The organism is Ruegeria sp. BB5 (assembly GCF_056539405.1).
Window position 1 is genome coordinate 186,876 of the sequence record NZ_JBQFUX010000003.1, and the last position, 18,337, is coordinate 205,212.

Below are 18,337 nucleotides of genomic sequence, written 5' to 3' on the forward strand. Positions count from 1 at the left end.
GGCCGGACCTCTTACAAATCGGCGCGATGGTGGCGGCAGAAGGTCAGATCGCGCAGGGAAACGCGATTCATCTGCGGGTTTTCAAAGATCAGGTCCAGCCAGATCTTCTCGATCCGCGACTCATTCAAGGGCAAATGTGCCAGATCGAAATCGACTGAGCAGGAGCTTGCAGACAGGTCCAGCTTGCGCAGAACCTGTTCAGCGTTGGGTCCGTGCTGGATGTTGAGACGGGCGAATATCTCAAGCGGCTGCTCGGCCTCGATCAGGGTATCCACACGCATGAGATGCTGTTTGGTCAGGCCCTGAGCAGCCTCGTAGGGCAATTCCACAGACAGGGACAGGAAAGAGCCCGAAAACCCGAACACTTCAACTGTCATCCCATATGCGGCCAGATCCTTGTCGCGGGAATTTCGGGTCTGCCGCATTGCTATTTCGGCCAGGGAACAGTCGTGGAACAAGGTCACCTGCCGGTCCATCTGCGCCTTTCGTGCGGCCGAGGCCACACCCGGACGCGGCAATGGCCCGCGCCACAGATCCGGTCGCCAGCACCAATCGGTGCCAAGGGGTTTTGGGAATTGGGTCGACCCAATTCGAGGTCGGGCCAGACGGCTGTCGGCCTCATGAATCAGCAACTGCAGATGCGTGCGCAGCTTGCGCGCATCATCACGCTGTTGCCGCAGTTGCGGTTCAGGCGCAGCAGACGCACCACGCAGGGCCTGACGCCAGCGTTCGACGGCGCGGCGTTGAATATAGCGATCCAGAAGTCTGCCCATGGCCCCATCATTCAAAGTGTGACCCTGTTTAGTCAAAGACAACGCAGGGTTTAAAGGAGAATAAACGATACTGGGGGGCAAATCTCGCGAATTTGTGACGAACGGGGCGGATGGGCAATCGATTTGAAACCTGTTAGCCCAGCCATTCTTGCAATCGTAAAGGTCAGTGCGTACCGTCTGATACCTGATTGCAGTGGATCATCCGAAAACGCATCCAATAGATTTGAGGCAAGGCCGGGGCATGGAACCCACTCTATTCGCTTTCATATGGAAACATTCGAAGAAACAACAGCTTGTGCTGCTGTTTCTGACGGTTCTGTCATTCCCGTTCCTCTATGCCTCGCTTGAGTTGCCCAAGCAGATCATCAACGGGGCCATTGGCGCGCCCAGTGATACGGTGACTTTCCTGGGCTTCTCGGTAACGCAGGTGCAGTATCTGTTGATCCTGTGTTTCGCCTTTTTGGCAACCGTGATTGCCAGCGGGTTGATGAAAATGCGCATCAACACGATGAAGGGCATCCTTGCTGAACGCATGTTGCGCCGTTTGCGGTTCACTTTGATCCATCGCACGATGCGGTTTCCGAAATCCTATTTCGCCACCACCAGCCAGGGTGAGCTGGTGTCGATGATCACTTCTGAGGCCGAACCGATGGGTGGCCTGATGGGCGACGCGATCGCGCAGCCGGTGTTCCAGTTCGGGCAGATGATGACCATCGTCACCTTCCTGTTCATGCAGAGCGTCTGGTTCGGCCTTGCCAGTGTGGCTCTGATCCCTCTTCAGGCCTGGCTGATTCCAAAGTTGCAACGCCAGATCAACCTGTTGAACAAGGAACGTATTCAAGAGGTCCGCAACCTCAGTTCAGAAATTGGCGAAAGTGCGGCTGGGATCAGCGATCTGCGCACCAATGGCGGCTGGAGATATCGGCAGGCGCAGTTCAGTCATCGTTTGGGGCTTTTGTTCGAGATCCGGTTCAAGATCTACAACAAAAAGTTCTTCATGAAGTTCCTCAACAACCTGATTACGCAGATGACGCCGTTTCTGTTCTATTCGGTAGGCGGCTATCTGGCGATCACGGGTGAGGTGACAGTCGGGGCGCTGGTTGCTGCACTTGGGGCCTATAAGGATCTGAGCGGCCCGTGGAAGGACCTGCTGACCTACTACAATCAGGTACAGGACATGTCCCTACGGTGGGAGGTCGTGACCGAACGCTTTGCGCCTTCAAACATGATCCCTGAAAATCTGTTCGTGGGTGAGCCCGAGACTATTCCGCATCTGACGGGCGATATCGAGTTGCGAAACGTCACCGTGCGCGATGATGACGGCAAGACCATTCTGGAAGATATCGACCTGACCATTCCCAAGGGTGCGCGGGTCGCCATCCAATCGACCCATGCCGCGGAAAGAAATGCGCTGGCGCAGGTCCTGACCCGCGAAGTCCTGCCGGTGCAGGGCGACGTGATCATGGCGGGTCACAATCTGAAAGACCTGCATCAGGTCGTGATTGCGGCCCGGATCGGCTATGCCTATTCGCGGCCCTATCTGTTTGACGGCACGCTGGGCGACAATCTGTTGATGCCCCTGCGTCCGCATCCTCAGCATGAGGCCGATGCCGCCGTGGCGCCGACTCGCTGGCAAATCGAAGCTGCCCGCGCCGGAAATCCGACGGATTCGCTGACGGATGAATGGATTGATCCGGGGCTTGCCGGGCTGGACGATGTTGATGACATTCGCGCCTGGTGGTTCCAACTGGTCGAAGCGATGGGTACTGACGAACTTATGCTGCGCCGTACCCTGCGCACACAATTTGATCCCATTTTGCATCCTGATCTGGCGCAGGACGTGGTCAACCTGCGGGGGACGATTGCGGAAAAGCTGCAGGAAAAAGGGCTGGACCAACACGTTTATCGGTTCGACCCGGATCGTTTTAACCCGGCTGTTCCTTTGGGGGGTAACCTGCTCTATGCGACCCCGTCTCGGGATATCACGCCCGAGTCTATGGCGGATGATCGGCGGTTCAAGAACATGCTTGGGATGCATGATCTTGCCGATGACGCGATGTCCATGGCCAGCGCCGTGATGGAAACATTGGATCAGGCCTTTGGCCGCGACGGCACCGATCACCCGCTGTTCCTGCGTCTGGGGATGTCCAAGGACATGTATCACCGTCTGCTCGACATCAAGGATCGACGTAAGTCGAGAGGAGACAACGGAATTTCCGAGGATGAGCGCGCTTTGCTGCTGACGCTGCCGTTTCTGCTGACCGCTGAGCAGATCGGCCCGGATTTTCCCGAGGAATACAAGGACAAGATTCTGTCCATCCGCAAGGATCAGGCCGAACGGCTGCGTGGGGCGCTGGATGGTATGTTCGTGCCGCTGTCGCCCGACAGCTACATCCCGCGCCTGACGGTGATGGAGAATGCGATTTATGGCCGGGTGTCCCTGATGGCCGGTGCCCATGCCGATGAGATCGAAGATGTCGTTGCTCAGGCCGTAAACGAGGCGGGCCTGCGCCGTCGGGCCGCGTCGACCTTGTACGATCTGCCGACCGGGTTGGGCGGAAACAACCTGCCAACCGTGTTTCAAGAGCGCGCGGCGTTTTCCCGCGCGGGGATCAAGCGTCCCGATATCCTGATCCTCGACAAGGCATTGGCCAGCCACGATTCCCAAAGCCGTCTGCGTACACGTTTGCGGCTGCGTGAATTGCTGCCCGACTCGATCATGATCTTCATGGAGGATCATTTTGCCCACCCTGAGGCCTATGACTTGTTCATCGAGATCAAAGATGGTCGGATTGACGGTGTCTCGCGCACCCAAACCCACCACGAAGACGGGGCCTCGGCTGATCTGAGTCGCAAGCTGCAGATCATATCCTCGACCGAGCTGTTTTCGGGACTGGATGCGCGCAATCAGCGGTTGCTGGCCTTTTCGGCACAATGGTACGAGGCTGCGTCGGGGCAGATGATCTTTTCCCGTGGGCAAGCACCCGACGCGGCGTATCTGTGCATCAAGGGGCAGGCCAATCTGGATTGGACCGATGAAAGCGGTGGCACGCGCACTATATCGATCATTGAACCCGGTCGGTTGATCGGCGATCTGTCAATTATCACCGGCGATGTTCGTCAATTGGATCTGACAGCGGCCACAGATTGTACGTTCCTGCGCATCGGAGCAGAGGAATTGCGCGCTGTGATCGAAAGCGATGCGTCGGTCGCGGTTCAGTTGCTGCAAACCGTTGCCGGGTATCTGACCACGTTGTCCACCAGGATCAACACCATCCAGCATGCATCTGAGGTGTTCCCTGAAATCCCACAATCCATCGAAGGTGAAAGCTCTGGCAACAATGCCTGACCCGAACGCATATGCCGCCCATGAGGGGCTTGTGGGCGACGCGCGCGCCCGGCCCGAACTGTGGCGCCTCGCGGCGGGTCTGGGTATTGTCCTTGTTCTCTATGTGACGTTGAACGCAGTGTTGTTTGCCTTTATCGGGCAATTGCTTCAACCAGATCAGGCGCAGGGTCTCTTGCACGGAACCTCAACGTCGGCCGCTTTGATTCTGCTGCTGAGTTTCGGTTTCCTGACGCTGGGCGTGGCTATCGCCGCCCGTCAAATGCAGCACCGGTCTCTGGCCGCGATCCTTGGCCCGCGCCGCCTGTTATTGCAACAATTCTGGATGGTCCTGCGTGCCTTGGTGATTCTGGGCCTGATCATGGCGGCCCTGCCACCCTATGGTATGGGTGAGACGCTGACGCAAAACCTGGCCCTGTCCACATGGTTGCTTTTGCTGCCAGTGTCGGTGATTGCGGTCCTGATTCAGACCAGCGCCGAAGAAGTGCTGTTTCGCGGCTATATCCAGCAATGCTTGGCGGCTAGATTCCGATCTCCGGCGATCTGGATGGGAGTACCTTCGGTACTGTTCGCAGCAGGGCATTATGCGCCCGGTGTCACCGGCGAGAATGCCCTTCTGGTGGCCATTTGGGCGTGTATTTTCGGCCTGCTGGCGGCGGATTTGACCGCAAGGTCGGGAACATTAGGACCTGCTATTGCATTGCATTTTCTGAACAATGCGGTCGCGCTTCTGTTCATTTCGCTGCCTGAAACGTTAAGCGGGTTGGCATTGTACCTGCTGCCTTACGACATGTCCGAAACCGGCTCGTTACGGCAATGGCTGTTCGTTGATTTTGCGGTAATGACTGTCAGCTGGTTAACTGCACGTCTTGCGCTCAGGCGTTGATTGCATTTCTTTCCGTTGCGTCTTATTTGACGTCAATGCCGCAAAACAAGGTTCCGACATGAACTGGATCACAAACTACGTCCGTCCCCGGATCAATTCGATCTTCTCGCGCCGGGAAGTGCCCGAAAACCTTTGGCACAAGTGCGATGAATGCGGCACGATGCTGTTCCACCGTGAGCTTGCGGAAAACCAGAATGTATGCACCCAATGTGATCACCACATGGCGATCACCCCGCGGGACCGTTTCGCACACCTGTTTGACGGTGGTATTTTCACCGAGGTCGAAGTTCCCGCACCAACAGCTGATCCGCTGCAATTCCGGGACCAGAAGAAATACCCGGATCGCATGAAAGCAGCCCAGAAAAAGACCGGCGAGTCTGAGGCAATGCTGGTTGCTCGGGGCGAAATCGGGCGCACCCCGATTGTGGCTGCCGCACAGGACTTCTCGTTCATGGGTGGATCGATGGGCATGTATGTCGGCAACGCCATCATCGCCGCCGCACAAGAGGCGGTAAAATTGAAGCGCCCGTTGATTCTGTTCTCAGCCGCAGGTGGCGCACGGATGCAAGAAGGTATCCTCAGCCTGATGCAGATGCCGCGTACAACCGTGGCCGTTGAGATGCTGAAAGAGGCGAACCTGCCCTATATTGTCGTGCTGACGCATCCCACTACCGGTGGCGTGACTGCATCTTACGCGATGCTGGGCGATGTCCATATTTCGGAACCCAATGCGCTGATCTGTTTTGCAGGGCCGCGCGTGATTGAACAGACCATCCGTGAAAAACTGCCCGAAGGGTTCCAGCGCGCGGAATACCTGCTGGATCATGGCATGTTGGACCGTGTGACCAAGCGGACCGAGATGCGTGAGGAACTGATCACCATTACCCGGATGCTGATGAACCAGCCGCCAGCAGTCAAAGGCGATTTGCCCGCGCCCCAGCCCGAAGAGGCCAAGGCCGAAACCCCAGCCGAGGAAACGGTCGAAGAATGACCAGCCCGACATCTGACGTCATCCTCGACCGGATGATGGCGCTGCATCCCAAGATCATTGACCTGACCTTGGACCGTGTCTGGCGTTTGCTGGCAGCTTTGGACGATCCGCAGGTTAAGCTGCCACCGGTGATCCATATCGCCGGAACCAATGGCAAGGGCTCGACCCAGGCGATGATCCGTGCCGGGTTGGAGGGAGCAGGGCTGTCTGTCCACGCCTATACCTCGCCCCACCTCGCACGGTTTCACGAACGCATCCGATTGGCCGGAGAGCTGATTTCGGAACCCGCTTTGACCGCCGTTCTGGATGAATGCTACGCCGCCAATGATGGCGAAAACATCACTTATTTTGAGATCACGACCTGCGCGGCCCTGCTGGCTTTTGCACGGACGCAGGCAGATTACACGCTGCTTGAGGTCGGCTTGGGTGGCCGTCTGGATGCCACGAATGTCATACACGAACCGGCAATAACGGTGATCACGCCAGTTTCGATCGACCACGAACAGTTTTTGGGAGGTACGCTGGGCAAGATCGCAGCCGAAAAGGCGGGCATCATCAAACCTAGTGTGCCCTGTATCGTCGGCCCGCAACAGGACGAGGCGCTAGAGGTCATCGAATACACCGCCGCACGCCTGGGTGCGCCGCTGCTGGTCCACGGTCAGCACTGGCATGTGCATGAGGAAAACGGGCGCCTGATCTATCAGGACGAAACCGGGTTGCGTGACCTGCCATTGCCCAACCTGCTGGGTGCGCATCAGATGCAGAACGCAGGTGCTGCGCTGGCCGTTCTACGGTACCTTGATCTGGGCGACGACGCCTACGAGGCCGCAGTGACCCGTGCCGAATGGCCCGCTCGTATGCAGCGCCTGAAAACCGGTCCCCTGGTCGAGGCTGCGCCACAAGCTGAGCTGTGGCTGGATGGTGGCCACAATACCGCTGCTGGAGTAGCGCTGGCGGATGTTTTGACCAAACTGCCAGAGCGCCCGACGCATTTGATCTGCGGAATGCTCAACACTAAAGACGTGACGGGTTACCTCGCACCGCTCGCGAAACAAGCCCAAAGCCTGACCGCAGTATCGATCCCTGGCGAGGCCGCAACGCTGAGTGCCGAAGACACGGCCGCTGCCGCGGCTAAAGTCAACCTAACCGCCACAACCGCCGACAGTGTTGCAGACGCTCTGAAAGCAATTGTCGGGGAAAACTCACAAGCCCGCGTTCTGATCTGCGGTTCGCTGTATCTGGCGGGAAACATCTTGCGCGAAAACGGCTAAATTCTCTGCCCGCAGGGGCTTCATCTGGCCAAAAATACCTCGGGGGAGCCACGCAAAGCGCGGCGGGGGCAGAGCCCCTTATTTCCCCCAGTCCTGATCCTGCATTTCCCGCAGTCGCGAGGCAGTGCGTTCAAACTCGAACGTCCCTTCGCCTTCGACATACAACATCTCGGGCTCAGCCGCGGCGGAACAGATCAACCGAACCTTGGCCTCGTACAAGGCGTCAATCAATGTGACGAACCGTTTGGCTTCGTTGAAGTTGTTGCGCGACAAGCGCGGGATGTCCTCTAGCACCAGAACCTTCAACTCATCTGCAATTGCCAGGTAATCCGCCGGGCCTAACATGCGACCACACAGATCGTAGAACGTGGCCCGGGCAACTCCGTTCCGAAAGGCCGGCAGCTCGACCGACCGGCCTTTGACCTGCAAGACTAGCGGTTCCGCCGCACCGCCCGACAAATCGGTCCAGACGTCACGAATGTTCTGCCGTGCCTCGGGTCCGATTGGGGTGAAGTACACCGGTGCGCCCTCCAGCCGGTTTTGGCGGTAATCTGTGGGAGATACCAGCTCCCACACCTGAAGCTGTTCCTTGATGCGGGCGATGAAAGGCAGGAACAACTGCCTATTCAGCCCGTCCTTGTACAAATCGTCAGGGTGCCGGTTTGACGTGGTCACAACCACAACGCCGCCTTCATAAAGCAGGTCGAACAGACGCCCTACGATCATGGCATCGGTGATATCGATAATCTGCATCTCGTCAAAAGCAAGCAGCCTGACCGAATTCACGACCTCTTTCGCCACCGGAGCCAAGGCATCCTCGACCCCATCCTGACGGGCTTTGTGCATACCGGCATGAATTTCCTGCATGAACGCATGAAAATGCACTCGACGTGCGGGAATATCCTCCAGCGCATCGACAAACATATCCATCAACATGGATTTTCCGCGCCCCACGCCGCCCCAAAGATACAACCCCTTGGGCGGGGGCGGAGCCTTGCGGAACAACCCGCGTTTAACCGGGGCGGACAGCGCCGCGCGGATACGTTCGAAATGGGGTAGGACGGCCTCTTGCGCATCGTCCCGGGTCAGACTGCCCTCGGCAATGCGGGCGTTGTAAATCGAAATCAGATCCGTCATGGATTCGAGCCATAGCGCCCGCGTTGAGCCTTGAAAAGCAGCCATTTCCCACGACCCATCAAATTTCCTTATCCGTGACCGCAAATCTGCTGATTTGACCGACTGCTCAAATCCACTACCGTCCGTCGAACCAATACCCCCGAGGTCCCTATGTCGCATTCTACGCGCCTGCTGAATCCGATCCTGATCGTAGGATGTATTATCATCACGGTCAGCTTTGCCGTGCGGGCGTCGTTCGGAGTGTTCCAGATTCCAATTGCCACTGAGTTTGGTTGGCTACGCACCGATTTCTCGCTGGCCATCGCGATCCAAAACCTGGCCTGGGGGATTGGACAGCCGATCTTTGCTGCAATGGCTGAAAAGATTGGCGACCGGAAAGCCATCATTCTTGGTGCGTTGACCTATGCGGCTGGTATGGTTCTGTCGGCTTGGTCTGTAACGCCGTTTGGTCATCAAATGTATGCGTGGCTGGTTGGATTTGGCATCGCGGGCACGGGGTTTGGTGTCGTACTGGCGGTGGTCGGGCGTGCGTCGTCCGACAAGAACCGCTCGATGTCTTTGGCCATTGTCACGGCGGCGGGCAGTTTCGGACAGGTGATTGGCGCACCGACGGCAGAATGGTTGCTCAGCTTCCTGCCCTGGCAACAGGTGTTTCTTGTCTTTGCAGCTGCGATTCTAGCCCTTGTGCTGACGCTGCCTTTCATGCGCGCACCACAACCGGTCAGCAAGGCCGAACTGGAAGAGAGCATGAGCCAGATTCTGAGCCGTGCGTTCCGCGACCCCTCTTATGCAATGATCTTTCTGGGGTTCTTCAGCTGCGGCTATCAATTGGCGTTCATCACCGCCCATTTCCCAGCCTTCGTGACCGAGATGTGCGGCCCGATCCAACCCGGTGGCGTGCTGCATTCGCTGGGCATCACCACCACCTCGGCCCTGGGGGCTGTGGCAATCTCGCTGGTGGGGCTGGCGAATATTGGTGGCACCTTACTGGCCGGTTGGGCCGGTAATCACTTCCCCAAGAAATACCTGCTGGCGTCGATCTATACCGCCCGCACATTGGCGGCTGCGGTCTTTATCCTCATGCCGATTACACCAATGTCGGTCATCGTATTTTCGATTGTCATGGGCTCGCTCTGGCTGGCGACTGTGCCTCTGACCTCGGGTCTTGTCGCGCATCTGTACGGGCTGCGCTATATGGGTACCCTTTACGGTTTCATCTTCCTCAGCCACCAGATTGGCGGTTTCCTGGGCGTCTGGCTGGGCGGGCGCATGTATGACGTTTATGGCGATTACACGATGGTCTGGTGGATTGGCGTAGCCGTTGGCGCCTTCAGCGCTATAGTTCACCTGCCCATTCGAGAAAACCGCAGCGGAACGGCGGTTCCGGCCTGATCTACTTGGCCTCGTCCGGGGTCAACAGACCTTCGGCCACCAACCTTTCCGCCCAGCCCTGAGGGCCAGTGAAGTGATGCGTCTGCCAGCCCCGCGCGCGTGCCGTTTCGATGTTGTCGATCCGGTCATCGGCAAACAGCAAACTGCTGGGCGGTAGGCCACAATCATCTTCGACCATCTCATAAATCGGGGCGTGCGGCTTGACCGCTTTCATCCGGCCCGAGACATATTGCCGGTCAAATTCGTTCAGGAACGGATAAACCGTGGTGGCATAGTCGAAATTCTGCACCCCAAAATTAGTGAGCGCAAAAACTGGAACGCCCTTGGCCCGTAAAGCTCGTTGCAGGCGAACGGAATGCGGGATTTCCGGCGTGGCCAATTCGATCCACTTGTCATGCCACAAGCGGATTTCGTCGCGCCATTCGGGGTATTTCTCAGCCCAATCATAGATCGTATCGGTAAAATGGTGGCCCTGATCAACCAGATCGTTCATCCCGTGCAGATCAACCTCGGCAAACATGGCGCGGCGGCGGTCTTCTCCGATGGCCTTGTCATAGTAACGCTCTGGCTGCCATTCGATCAGAACATTTCCAATGTCGAAAATTACGGCTTCAATCGGCATATTACGCCCCTGTCAAATCAATCTCTGCTTGCGCCCGACTGAACCAATCCCGGGCAGGACTTTCAAGTCGGAACCGCAGCGCGCAGCGCTGCCCGGCCCAACGGGGGAAGGCGCATCATCGATGCGTCGCCAACGGGCGGGAGAGTTACCGGCGTCGCGCTGCGCGCAGTTCACGTTCCAACGCATCCAGAAACCGCGATCGGTCCGCCTTGCCAAAAGGTTTGCCGCCCCCACCAGCCCCCAGCGGATTGGCTGCCCGCAGGTCGGCCATCAGATCGCGCATGGCTAGCTGCTGGCCGATATTGGCTGCCGTAAACGCTTCACCATTTGGGCGCAGCACGCGTGCCCCGGCTTCAACGCATTTGGCGGCCAGTGGGATATCCGAGGTCACCACCACATCCCCAGGGCCACAACGCTCGGCGATCCACTTGTCCGCCTCGTCCGCGCCTTCCGCAACGATGACGACCTGCACTAGGGAATTGGCCGATGGCCGCAACCCACCATTCGAGACCAACGCCATCGGCACCTTGTGGCGAGTCGCCACCCGCTCGGCCTCGGCCTTCACAGGACAGGCATCGCTATCGACATACAGGGTGGTCACGCCTTCTTGGCCTGTTTCTTGGCGGGTTCTGCGGGTTTCTTGCGCACCTTGAACTCTTCGGGGATCGGCATCCGGTTGAACGCGTCCAGACCGGCGATCTTGTAGGCTTCGGCCAAGGTCGGGTAGTTGAACGTGTTCTGCACGAAGTAGTCCACCGTGCCTTTCAGGTTCAGCACCGCCTGCGCGATGTGGATCAGTTCAGTCGCCCCTTCGCCCACGATCTGCACGCCCAGCACCCGGCGGGTTTTCAGCGAGAACAGCATTTTCAGCATGCCATGCTCCAACCCCATGATATGCCCGCGTGAGGTTTCGCGGAACCGCGCCACACCAACCTCATATGGGATGCCGCGTTCCTCCAATTCTTCCTCGGACATACCGCAGGTTGAAATCTCGGGCACCGAATAGATGCCATAGGGATACCAAGGGCTTTCTGGCAGGGTGGGGGTGTCCAACGCATGACAGGCCGCCACACGGCCCTGTTGCAACGAGGTTGAGGCCAACGACGGGTGCCCGATCACATCGCCGGTGGCATAGATATGCGGCACAGTGGTCTGATAGGTTTTGCGGTCCACCTTGATGCGGTTGCGATGGTCCGTCTCCAAACCAACTGAGTTCAAATTCAGCGCCGAGGTCGCACCCATGCGCCCGGCCGCAAACAGCAGCATTTCAGCACGGACATGGCGGCCATTATCCAGTGTGACTTCGACATGATCTCCTGTGTCCTCGATCTTTTCCACGGCAGAGCCCAGCCGCAGATCGACGCCGTTTTCGCGAATTTGATGGGTGAAATCGTGGATCAACCGCTTGTCGATGAAATCAAGGAAGGTTTCGCGCGGCTCGATCAGGGTCACGCGCACATCCAGTGCCGAGAACATCGTGGCATATTCAACGCCGATTACCCCCGCGCCGATCACGACAAGCGAGCGCGGAATCTCGGCCATTTCCAGAAAGTCATCGCCGTCGACCACGGTTTTGCCGTTAAAGGGCACGTAATCCGGTCGGTAGGTTTTGGTCCCTGTGGCGATCAGGAACTTGGCTGCAGTCAGGCGTGTGGTTTCACCGGCATCAGTGGCGACCTCAATCTCATGGGGGCCGACGAACCTGGCCAGACCGTTCAGGGTTTCCACGTGGTTGCGGTTGAACTGATGTTCCAGCACGTCAACCTCGTGATCCAGCGTCATGTGCAGACGTGCCTTGAGGTCTTCGGCGCGGATTTGATCCTTGACCCGGTAAGATCGGCCATAAAAACTGCGCTCGCGCCAGCCGGACAGGTTCAGCACTGTTTCCCGCAGGGTTTTCGAAGGGATGGTGCCGGTATGAACCGACACGCCACCGAACCGGTCTTTGCGGTCGATCACCAGCACACGACGTTTCAGTTTGCCAGCCTGTATCGCTGCGGAACGCCCTGATGGCCCTGACCCGATGATGATCAGGTCATAGTCAAATTTGCTCATCCGTCAGTCCCCGTACAGCGCTTCGGCGTGGAAGGTGATGTGGTCTTCCATGAAGGTCGATACAAAGAAATACGAGTGATCATAGCCCGGCTGTAAACGATAGGTTGCCTGCTGGCGTCGTTCCGCGATGGCTGTCGCCAGCGCCTCGGGACGCAGTAGGTCGATGAACTGATCATTTGCACCGGTGTCGATCAGGATCGGTCCGTCAAAGCCAACCTCTTTCATCATCAGCGAGGCATCGTGCTTGGCCCAAGTGGCTTCGTCATTACCCAGATAGGCGCTCAGCTGTTTGCGCCCCCAATCCGCGCCGGTCGGGTTCGAAATCGGCGCGAAGGCCGAAACCGACCGAAACCGACCTGGCAAGTTCATCGCCAGGGTCAGCGCCCCGTGGCCACCCATTGAATGACCAGTGATCGCTTGACGATCCATGTCGATGGCGAAGTTTTCTGCCAACAGGTTCGGCAGTTCCTCGGCCACGTAGTTCCACATGTTAAAATGCGGTGCCCATGGGGTTTGTGTTGCATTCACATAGAATCCAGCGCCCTGGCCCAGATCATAGTCATCGTGATCGGCCACGCTTTCACCCCGCGGAGAGGTGTCGGGGAACACGACGGCAATGCCTTGTTCGGCTGCCCAGGCCTGCGCACCGGCCTTGGTCATGGCGTTTTCGTGTGTGCAGGTCAGGCCAGACAAATACCACAGGACGGGAACCGGGCCGTCCTTTGCTTCGGCAGGTAGAAACAGACCAAAGGTCATGTCGCATTGGCAGGCTGGCGACGCATGGCGGTAGACGCCCTGCACGCCACCGAAACAGGCGTTTTCCGAAAGGGTTTCCATCTGGCAGAGTCCTTAAATTTAGATCGCGTTATGGCTAACGATCCAGGGACGCCGCGTAAAGGCCGCACGACTTCGGCGCGCGTTTTTTTGAATGCTTTGGCTCAGAGCGTCCCAACCCAGGCGATGACCACCGGCACGGTCAGGATACTGACCGCAGTCGACAGCAGGATCGCTGCTGAGGCCCGGTGCGGGGCCACACGGTAGTGAGCCGCCAGCATGTAAACATTTCCGGCCACCGGCAGCGCCGCTGCCGCAATTGCGACCGTGGCGGAAAAGGCATCGACGGGCATCAACCACAGCAGCACCACGGCCACACAAGCCGGGTGAATGACCAACTTGCAAAAACTCAACCATGCAGCAACCTGAATGCGTTCGGCGGACTTGGACGCCAAAGAGGCCCCAATTGCAAACAAAGCCCCCGGTGTGGCCGCCCCGCCCAGAATGGTCAGAAAATCATTGAGTGCCGCCGGAACCGGCATTTGCAAAGCCGACCACAGAAGCCCTGCGGAAATCGAAACGATCATTGGGTTCTTCAACAATCCCAACCCAATCAGGCGCAACGTTGCCGGGGTCAGCCGTCCGTCGCGCCCCGCGTTGATCAAAATCACGATCAAGGACGAAAACACCACCAGATCAACGGTCAGAACCAGCATGACCGGCCCAATGGCGGCCTCGGACAACAACAGCGCCAGCATCGGTAGTCCCAGAAAGCCGACATTTCCGATGGCGGCACATTGGGCCTCGACCGCCGCGGTAGGAATATCAAGCCTGCGAACCCAGGCCACTCCAGTTGCCAGACCATACACGGCGAGAGTTCCCAGCAGATAGCCCGCCATCAGCCGACCGTTGAAAATGTCGGCAAAGGGCAGGGTGGCGGCAAAGCGAAACAGCATCGCCGACAGTGCGAAATAGAACACGAACTTTGTCAGATAGGCTGTCGCGTCTTCGGTGAAAAAGCGGCTGCGCCCGGCCCAGTATCCCAGGCCGATGATTGCAAAAAACGGAAGCGTGCGCAGAAATATTTCGACCATGCCCAAAGTGTTAGCATCGTTTGATCGCGCAGCAAGCCTTGAACGACAACGACCGGAAGCCGCGGGTTTGCGGGTCAAAACATTCAGAATTCACATTCCGTTACGCAACGGGACGACGCGAATCGTTGTATCTGTACTGATCGGTTTATAGTTTGAGGGGAACACTAACCCTAGGAGAGCTCATGACTCAGACAGCCGCCATCCTTCGCACGGGCCGCAAATTCGATCAGGTTTTGCGCGGAGCCCGAGAAGTTTTCATGGCGGATGGGTTCGAAGGTGCCAGCGTCGATGACATCGCGCGGGCGGCGGGCGTGTCCAAGGCGACGCTCTACAGCTATTTCCCCGACAAGCGTCTGCTGTTCATGGAAGTCGCCCAGACCGAATGCAAGCGTATGGCTGAAAGAGTCATTTCGATGATCGACGACTCCAAACCTGCGCGCGAAGTGTTGACGATCACGGCGACGCAGCTAACCGCATTTCTAGTGTCCGATTTCGCGCAGCAGGTGTTTCGTATCTGCGTGGCCGAGCGGGATCGGTTCCCTGAATTGGGCCAGGCGTTTTACGAATCCGGACCTCAGAATGGCCAGCGTCATATGGTCGAGTATTTGGAAAAGGCCGTTCAAAAAGGCGAATTGGTTATCGAAGATGTTCAGATTGCTGCCGAACAGTTCTCAGAACTGTGCAAGGTTCGCTTCTGGACCAAAGCCGCGTTGGGCATCCAGACCAATTTCAAACAATCCGAGATTGATGAGATCGCGTTGCACGCAGTGGACATGTTCATGGCGCGTTACGGCGTCTGACACTTAAGCACGCATTGATACTGGATGGATCGGGACAACGATCTCAGAAATGCCTGCGCCCAAGTCTCGGACGCAGGCAGCCGTAATCACTCGATAAAGGTCTTGGCCAACCGATCGCTGATGGGTTGCGAAAGATAGCTTATGACGGCGCGTTCGCCGGTATTGACGAACAAATCTGCGGGCATGCCGGGCACCAGTTCCAATGCGGCCACGTCACGCGTTTGTTCGGCATCCAGTTTAACCCGCGCCTTGTAATAGGCTTCGCCGGTGCGTTCGTCCTCAAGCGCATCGGCTGAGATGTCGAAGATATGCCCCACAGCTTCGGGCACGTCCGCTTGCGCAAAGGCCGACAGGCGGATGCGCGTGGATTGACCGATCCGCAGCTTATCAATGTCGCCGGTCTTGACCCGCGCCTCGACGATCAGGGCCTGATCAGCTGGAACGATATCCATGATCGGCGCACCCGGGCGGATCACCCCACCATTGGTTGACACTTCCAAATTCACAACGCGTCCGCTGGTCGGGGCCAGAACCTGTGTTCGCTTCAGGCGTGCCAGCGTGCCCGCGAATTGCGGTCGAACCAGATCAAGCTGGGCCTCAACAACAGCCAGCTCCCCGGCGAGGACCTCATCGCGTAGTTTTTGCTGGCTAAGCAGGGACAGCTCCAACTCTTGCACCTGATCTTCGGCCTGGGCTATCTGGGTGCGCAATGATGCGTCAACGCCAGCCAGCCGTTCCAACTCGATCTGCCGTGCGCTGACCCGCGTGACGGCGACCAGACCCTTATTCAACAGCGTCTCTAAGTTGGACAACTCAACCCGCGTGATCTTGATCTGGTTCCGGGCCGCGCGGCGCTGTTCATCCAGACCCGTGACCTGGTTGCGTAGGCCCGCGATACGTTGCGCGTTGATCTGCGCTTCGGTCCGGCGGGCACGGGCTTCGGCGTCAAATAGTTGTTTCTGGGTCAGGTAAGGCGACACCCAATGCAGGCGGTCCATTCCTTCCCGGAATCCCGCCAGGGCGGTGGTTTCCTCAAACTGACTTTGTCCACTAATTTGCGCCAGCAGGCGCGCGCGGCGAACCGACAGCTCACCCAACCGGCTACCCTGAACGCTAAGATCCACGTTAATCTCGGTGCTGTCGAGCTGAACCAGAGGCTGCCCTGCCTGCACAAATTGGCCGTCTGTGACCAGGATCGACTGAATTATGCCGCCGTCCAGATGTTCGACCGTTTTGCGTTGGCCCTCTACCACAAAGGATGCGGGTGCAACCACGGCACCATCGAGTTTCGAGGCAAAGGCCCAATAGGCGCTACCACCGACGAATACCGCCAGGGTGAACAGGCCGAACAGGACATAGCGGGCGACGCCAGGGGAACTGTCCGAAATCTCTTTCAGCTGTGCCTCGTGAAATCCCACGGCAGTGCGAGGGGCTGAGTATTTGACCAGGTCAGTCATTGGGCCGCTCCTGTGATCTGAGTTTCATCCACCCGACTGGGTGCCGGTTGTGTTGGTTTGTCCAGAACGTTGCGGCGATTGACTTTCAGAACGTCCTGCTTGTCGCCGAACTGGGTTTGATTGCCATTGCGCAACACCATCACCTTGTTCGCCGCCTGCAGCGTGGCTGGGCGATGTGTCATGACAATGGCGATCCCGCCGCGTTCCTGCACGGCCAGCAAAGCATCGCGCAGGGCCTGTTCGCCCTCGGCGTCCAGATCCGAGTTGGGTTCGTCCAAAACCAGAACAAACGGATCACCGTATAGCGCACGTGCCAGAGCCAGCCTCTGACGCTGACCGCCGGACAGGAAAAAACCGCGGCCAAGCCTGGTTTCGTACCCGTCGGGCAAACCGCTGACCAGTTCGTGAACCCCTGCTTCGCGCGCTGCACGCAGGACCTCGGCATCGTCGATCGCGGTGGAGAACCGTGCAATGTTTTCGCGGATTGTGCCATCGAACAGCTCGACATCCTGTGGCAGGTATCCGATCTGTTTGCCCAAGTCTTCGGGATTCCATTTCGACATCGGGCTGCCGTCCAGCAGAACCTCGCCCCGTTGCGGATGCCAGATGCCCGCAAGCATCTTGCCTAGCGTGGTCTTGCCCGAACCACTCTGGCCAATCACTGCCAGAACGTCCCCGGCCGTGAGGCTGAAATCAATCGCCCGGATGGTGGCATTGAGCGCAAGTGGAGGGCCTGCCTGAGCGATGCGGACGTCCATCGATTTGAACGCGCGCGGCAAGTTCAGGTTTGGAGGCGCCTCGGCAAAATCTTCGGTCAATTGTTTGATTTTGCTATAGGACCCGCGTGCAGCCAGAAAAGTGCGCCACTGCCCGATCAACTGATCAATCGGCGCAAGTGCACGAGCCAGAACAATCGTAGCGGCAATCATGACGCCTGCGGTGGACTCGCCGATCACGGCCAGTGCCGCACCCATCCCCAGAACCGCTGATTGCAGGCCCATACGTATGGTCTTGGACAATACGGAAAAGCTGGCCACCCGATCAGCGGCGCGGGTTTTGTGTTGATGCGCGTCAGTTTGCAGCGCGGTCCAGCGGCGTACCAGATCGGATTTCATACCCAGCGCATGGACCAGTTCGGCATTCCTGTCGCTGATCTTGAACAGCGCATCCGACCGCCCTCGTGCCTGCGCGGCCTGCTGCATCGGGCCTCGGGATCGGGCGTTGTTGATCAGCGCCATCAATGTCAAGGTCAGCGCTCCGGCCAGACCCAACAGACCCAGAAACGGGTGCAGCACATAAAGAACCATCAGATAGATGGGTATCCACGGAGCATCGAAAAAGGCGGTCAGGGTGGTGCCGGAAATGAATTCGCGGAACCCGTTCACATCCTCGACCAGGTTTTCGCCTGCCTCAGCTTCTCCTTGGACCCGGCGGCGCATGGCGGCCCCTAGGACGGGCGCGCCGACGCTGAGTTCGAACCGGGCGGCCAGGCGGCCCAGAATGCGCATCCGCGTCAGGTCGAGGCACGCAATGACGATGAATACCCCCGCCAGCAGCACGGACAAGGCGATCAATGTGTCTATGTTCTGGCTGGTCAAAACCCGGTCATAGACCTGCAGCATGTATAGCGGCCCGGCCAGCATCAAGAGGTTCAGGAACAGGCTGAAGATCGCAACCGCAACAAAGCCTTTGCGCAGCGATCCCCAGGCGGTTTTGACGGGATTGGAATTCTGGAACAT

General features: G+C 58.1%; 15 protein-coding genes. 6 read left to right on the plus strand and 9 right to left on the minus strand.

What is annotated here, in order from left to right; all coding sequences use genetic code 11:
• Positions 1-11 precede the first annotated feature (11 nt).
• Positions 12-773 carry a DUF6478 family protein gene (locus tag ACR0DL_RS10680; protein WP_480639226.1) on the minus strand — a complete coding sequence of 254 codons (762 nt, stop codon included), beginning with the start codon at positions 771-773 and terminating at the stop codon, positions 12-14.
• Positions 774-1,014: 241 nt separating this feature from the next.
• On the opposite strand from ACR0DL_RS10680, the gene ACR0DL_RS10685 reads away from it, so the two are divergent.
• From ACR0DL_RS10685 to ACR0DL_RS10700, 4 genes are read left to right on the plus strand one after another with little or no spacing between them, the layout of a single operon-like run.
• Positions 1,015-4,122: an ABC transporter transmembrane domain-containing protein gene (locus ACR0DL_RS10685; protein ID WP_480689037.1), complete on the plus strand. Its 3,108-nt coding sequence runs from the start codon at positions 1,015-1,017 to the stop codon at positions 4,120-4,122.
• Positions 4,115-5,005 carry a CPBP family intramembrane glutamic endopeptidase gene (locus tag ACR0DL_RS10690; protein ID WP_170376862.1) on the plus strand — a complete coding sequence of 297 codons (891 nt, stop codon included), beginning with the start codon at positions 4,115-4,117 and terminating at the stop codon, positions 5,003-5,005. The genes ACR0DL_RS10685 and ACR0DL_RS10690 overlap by 8 nt, the downstream gene beginning before the upstream one ends.
• Positions 5,006-5,063: 58 nt before the next feature.
• Positions 5,064-5,996, plus strand: a complete 933-nt coding sequence (accD, locus tag ACR0DL_RS10695; RefSeq protein ID WP_170361659.1) for an acetyl-CoA carboxylase, carboxyltransferase subunit beta — start codon at positions 5,064-5,066, stop codon at positions 5,994-5,996.
• Positions 5,993-7,267 carry a bifunctional folylpolyglutamate synthase/dihydrofolate synthase gene (locus tag ACR0DL_RS10700; protein WP_480689039.1) on the plus strand — a complete coding sequence of 425 codons (1,275 nt, stop codon included), beginning with the start codon at positions 5,993-5,995 and terminating at the stop codon, positions 7,265-7,267. Before accD ends, ACR0DL_RS10700 begins: the two co-directional genes overlap by 4 nt.
• Positions 7,268-7,345: 78 nt before the next feature.
• Here ACR0DL_RS10700 and zapE read toward each other — a convergent pair whose 3' ends face one another.
• Complete coding sequence (gene zapE / locus ACR0DL_RS10705) at positions 7,346-8,404, minus strand: cell division protein ZapE (protein WP_170376859.1); 1,059 nt, start codon at positions 8,402-8,404, stop codon at positions 7,346-7,348.
• Positions 8,405-8,554: 150 nt separating this feature from the next.
• On the opposite strand from zapE, the gene ACR0DL_RS10710 reads away from it, so the two are divergent.
• On the plus strand, positions 8,555-9,796 hold the full coding sequence (locus ACR0DL_RS10710; RefSeq protein ID WP_170376857.1) for an MFS transporter: 1,242 nt from the start codon (positions 8,555-8,557) through the stop codon (positions 9,794-9,796).
• A 1-nt stretch (position 9,797) separates the two neighbouring features.
• Here ACR0DL_RS10710 and ACR0DL_RS10715 read toward each other — a convergent pair whose 3' ends face one another.
• The 5 genes from ACR0DL_RS10715 to ACR0DL_RS10735 all read right to left on the minus strand — a co-directional run bounded on the left by ACR0DL_RS10715 (position 9,798) and on the right by ACR0DL_RS10735 (position 14,341).
• Positions 9,798-10,418 carry an HAD family hydrolase gene (locus ACR0DL_RS10715; protein ID WP_480689041.1) on the minus strand — a complete coding sequence of 207 codons (621 nt, stop codon included), beginning with the start codon at positions 10,416-10,418 and terminating at the stop codon, positions 9,798-9,800.
• A gap of 145 nt (positions 10,419-10,563) precedes the next feature.
• A complete protein-coding gene (locus ACR0DL_RS10720) occupies positions 10,564-11,019 on the minus strand; it encodes a YaiI/YqxD family protein (RefSeq protein ID WP_480689043.1) in 456 nt (151 codons plus the stop codon).
• A complete protein-coding gene (gene sthA, locus ACR0DL_RS10725) occupies positions 11,016-12,473 on the minus strand; it encodes a Si-specific NAD(P)(+) transhydrogenase (protein WP_170350050.1) in 1,458 nt (485 codons plus the stop codon). Before sthA ends, ACR0DL_RS10720 begins: the two co-directional genes overlap by 4 nt.
• A gap of 3 nt (positions 12,474-12,476) precedes the next feature.
• The gene (gene fghA / locus ACR0DL_RS10730) at positions 12,477-13,310 is read right to left on the minus strand and encodes an S-formylglutathione hydrolase (protein WP_480689045.1); all 834 of its coding nucleotides are present in this window, start codon (positions 13,308-13,310) and stop codon (positions 12,477-12,479) included.
• 101 nt (positions 13,311-13,411) lie between these two features.
• A complete protein-coding gene (locus tag ACR0DL_RS10735; RefSeq protein ID WP_170394637.1) occupies positions 13,412-14,341 on the minus strand; it encodes an AEC family transporter in 930 nt (309 codons plus the stop codon).
• 182 nt (positions 14,342-14,523) lie between these two features.
• On the opposite strand from ACR0DL_RS10735, the gene ACR0DL_RS10740 reads away from it, so the two are divergent.
• Positions 14,524-15,141 (plus strand): TetR/AcrR family transcriptional regulator, encoded by a 618-nt coding sequence (locus ACR0DL_RS10740; RefSeq protein ID WP_170350053.1) that lies wholly within the window; start codon positions 14,524-14,526, stop codon positions 15,139-15,141.
• A gap of 86 nt (positions 15,142-15,227) precedes the next feature.
• Here the strand turns inward: ACR0DL_RS10740 and ACR0DL_RS10745 are convergent, their stop codons facing one another.
• Positions 15,228-16,598, minus strand: a complete 1,371-nt coding sequence (locus ACR0DL_RS10745) for an HlyD family type I secretion periplasmic adaptor subunit (RefSeq protein ID WP_480689047.1) — start codon at positions 16,596-16,598, stop codon at positions 15,228-15,230.
• Positions 16,595-18,337: a type I secretion system permease/ATPase gene (locus tag ACR0DL_RS10750; RefSeq protein WP_480689049.1), complete on the minus strand. Its 1,743-nt coding sequence runs from the start codon at positions 18,335-18,337 to the stop codon at positions 16,595-16,597. Before ACR0DL_RS10750 ends, ACR0DL_RS10745 begins: the two co-directional genes overlap by 4 nt.

What these genes read in the sequence shown, in the direction of transcription:
- ACR0DL_RS10680 (WP_480639226.1), bottom strand. Translation starts at nt 773, where the DNA reads ATGGGCAGACTTCTGGATCGCTATATTCAACGCCGCGCCGTCGAACGC.
- ACR0DL_RS10685 (WP_480689037.1), top strand. Translation starts at nt 1,015, where the DNA reads ATGGAACCCACTCTATTCGCTTTCATATGGAAACATTCGAAGAAACAA.
- ACR0DL_RS10690 (WP_170376862.1), top strand. Translation starts at nt 4,115, where the DNA reads ATGCCTGACCCGAACGCATATGCCGCCCATGAGGGGCTTGTGGGCGAC.
- accD (WP_170361659.1), top strand. Translation starts at nt 5,064, where the DNA reads ATGAACTGGATCACAAACTACGTCCGTCCCCGGATCAATTCGATCTTC.
- ACR0DL_RS10700 (WP_480689039.1), top strand. Translation starts at nt 5,993, where the DNA reads ATGACCAGCCCGACATCTGACGTCATCCTCGACCGGATGATGGCGCTG.
- zapE (WP_170376859.1), bottom strand. Translation starts at nt 8,404, where the DNA reads ATGACGGATCTGATTTCGATTTACAACGCCCGCATTGCCGAGGGCAGT.
- ACR0DL_RS10710 (WP_170376857.1), top strand. Translation starts at nt 8,555, where the DNA reads ATGTCGCATTCTACGCGCCTGCTGAATCCGATCCTGATCGTAGGATGT.
- ACR0DL_RS10715 (WP_480689041.1), bottom strand. Translation starts at nt 10,418, where the DNA reads ATGCCGATTGAAGCCGTAATTTTCGACATTGGAAATGTTCTGATCGAA.
- sthA (WP_170350050.1), bottom strand. Translation starts at nt 12,473, where the DNA reads ATGAGCAAATTTGACTATGACCTGATCATCATCGGGTCAGGGCCATCA.
- fghA (WP_480689045.1), bottom strand. Translation starts at nt 13,310, where the DNA reads ATGGAAACCCTTTCGGAAAACGCCTGTTTCGGTGGCGTGCAGGGCGTC.
- ACR0DL_RS10735 (WP_170394637.1), bottom strand. Translation starts at nt 14,341, where the DNA reads ATGGTCGAAATATTTCTGCGCACGCTTCCGTTTTTTGCAATCATCGGC.
- ACR0DL_RS10740 (WP_170350053.1), top strand. Translation starts at nt 14,524, where the DNA reads ATGACTCAGACAGCCGCCATCCTTCGCACGGGCCGCAAATTCGATCAG.
- ACR0DL_RS10745 (WP_480689047.1), bottom strand. Translation starts at nt 16,598, where the DNA reads ATGACTGACCTGGTCAAATACTCAGCCCCTCGCACTGCCGTGGGATTT.
- ACR0DL_RS10750 (WP_480689049.1), bottom strand. Translation starts at nt 18,337, where the DNA reads ATGTTCCAGAATTCCAATCCCGTCAAAACCGCCTGGGGATCGCTGCGC.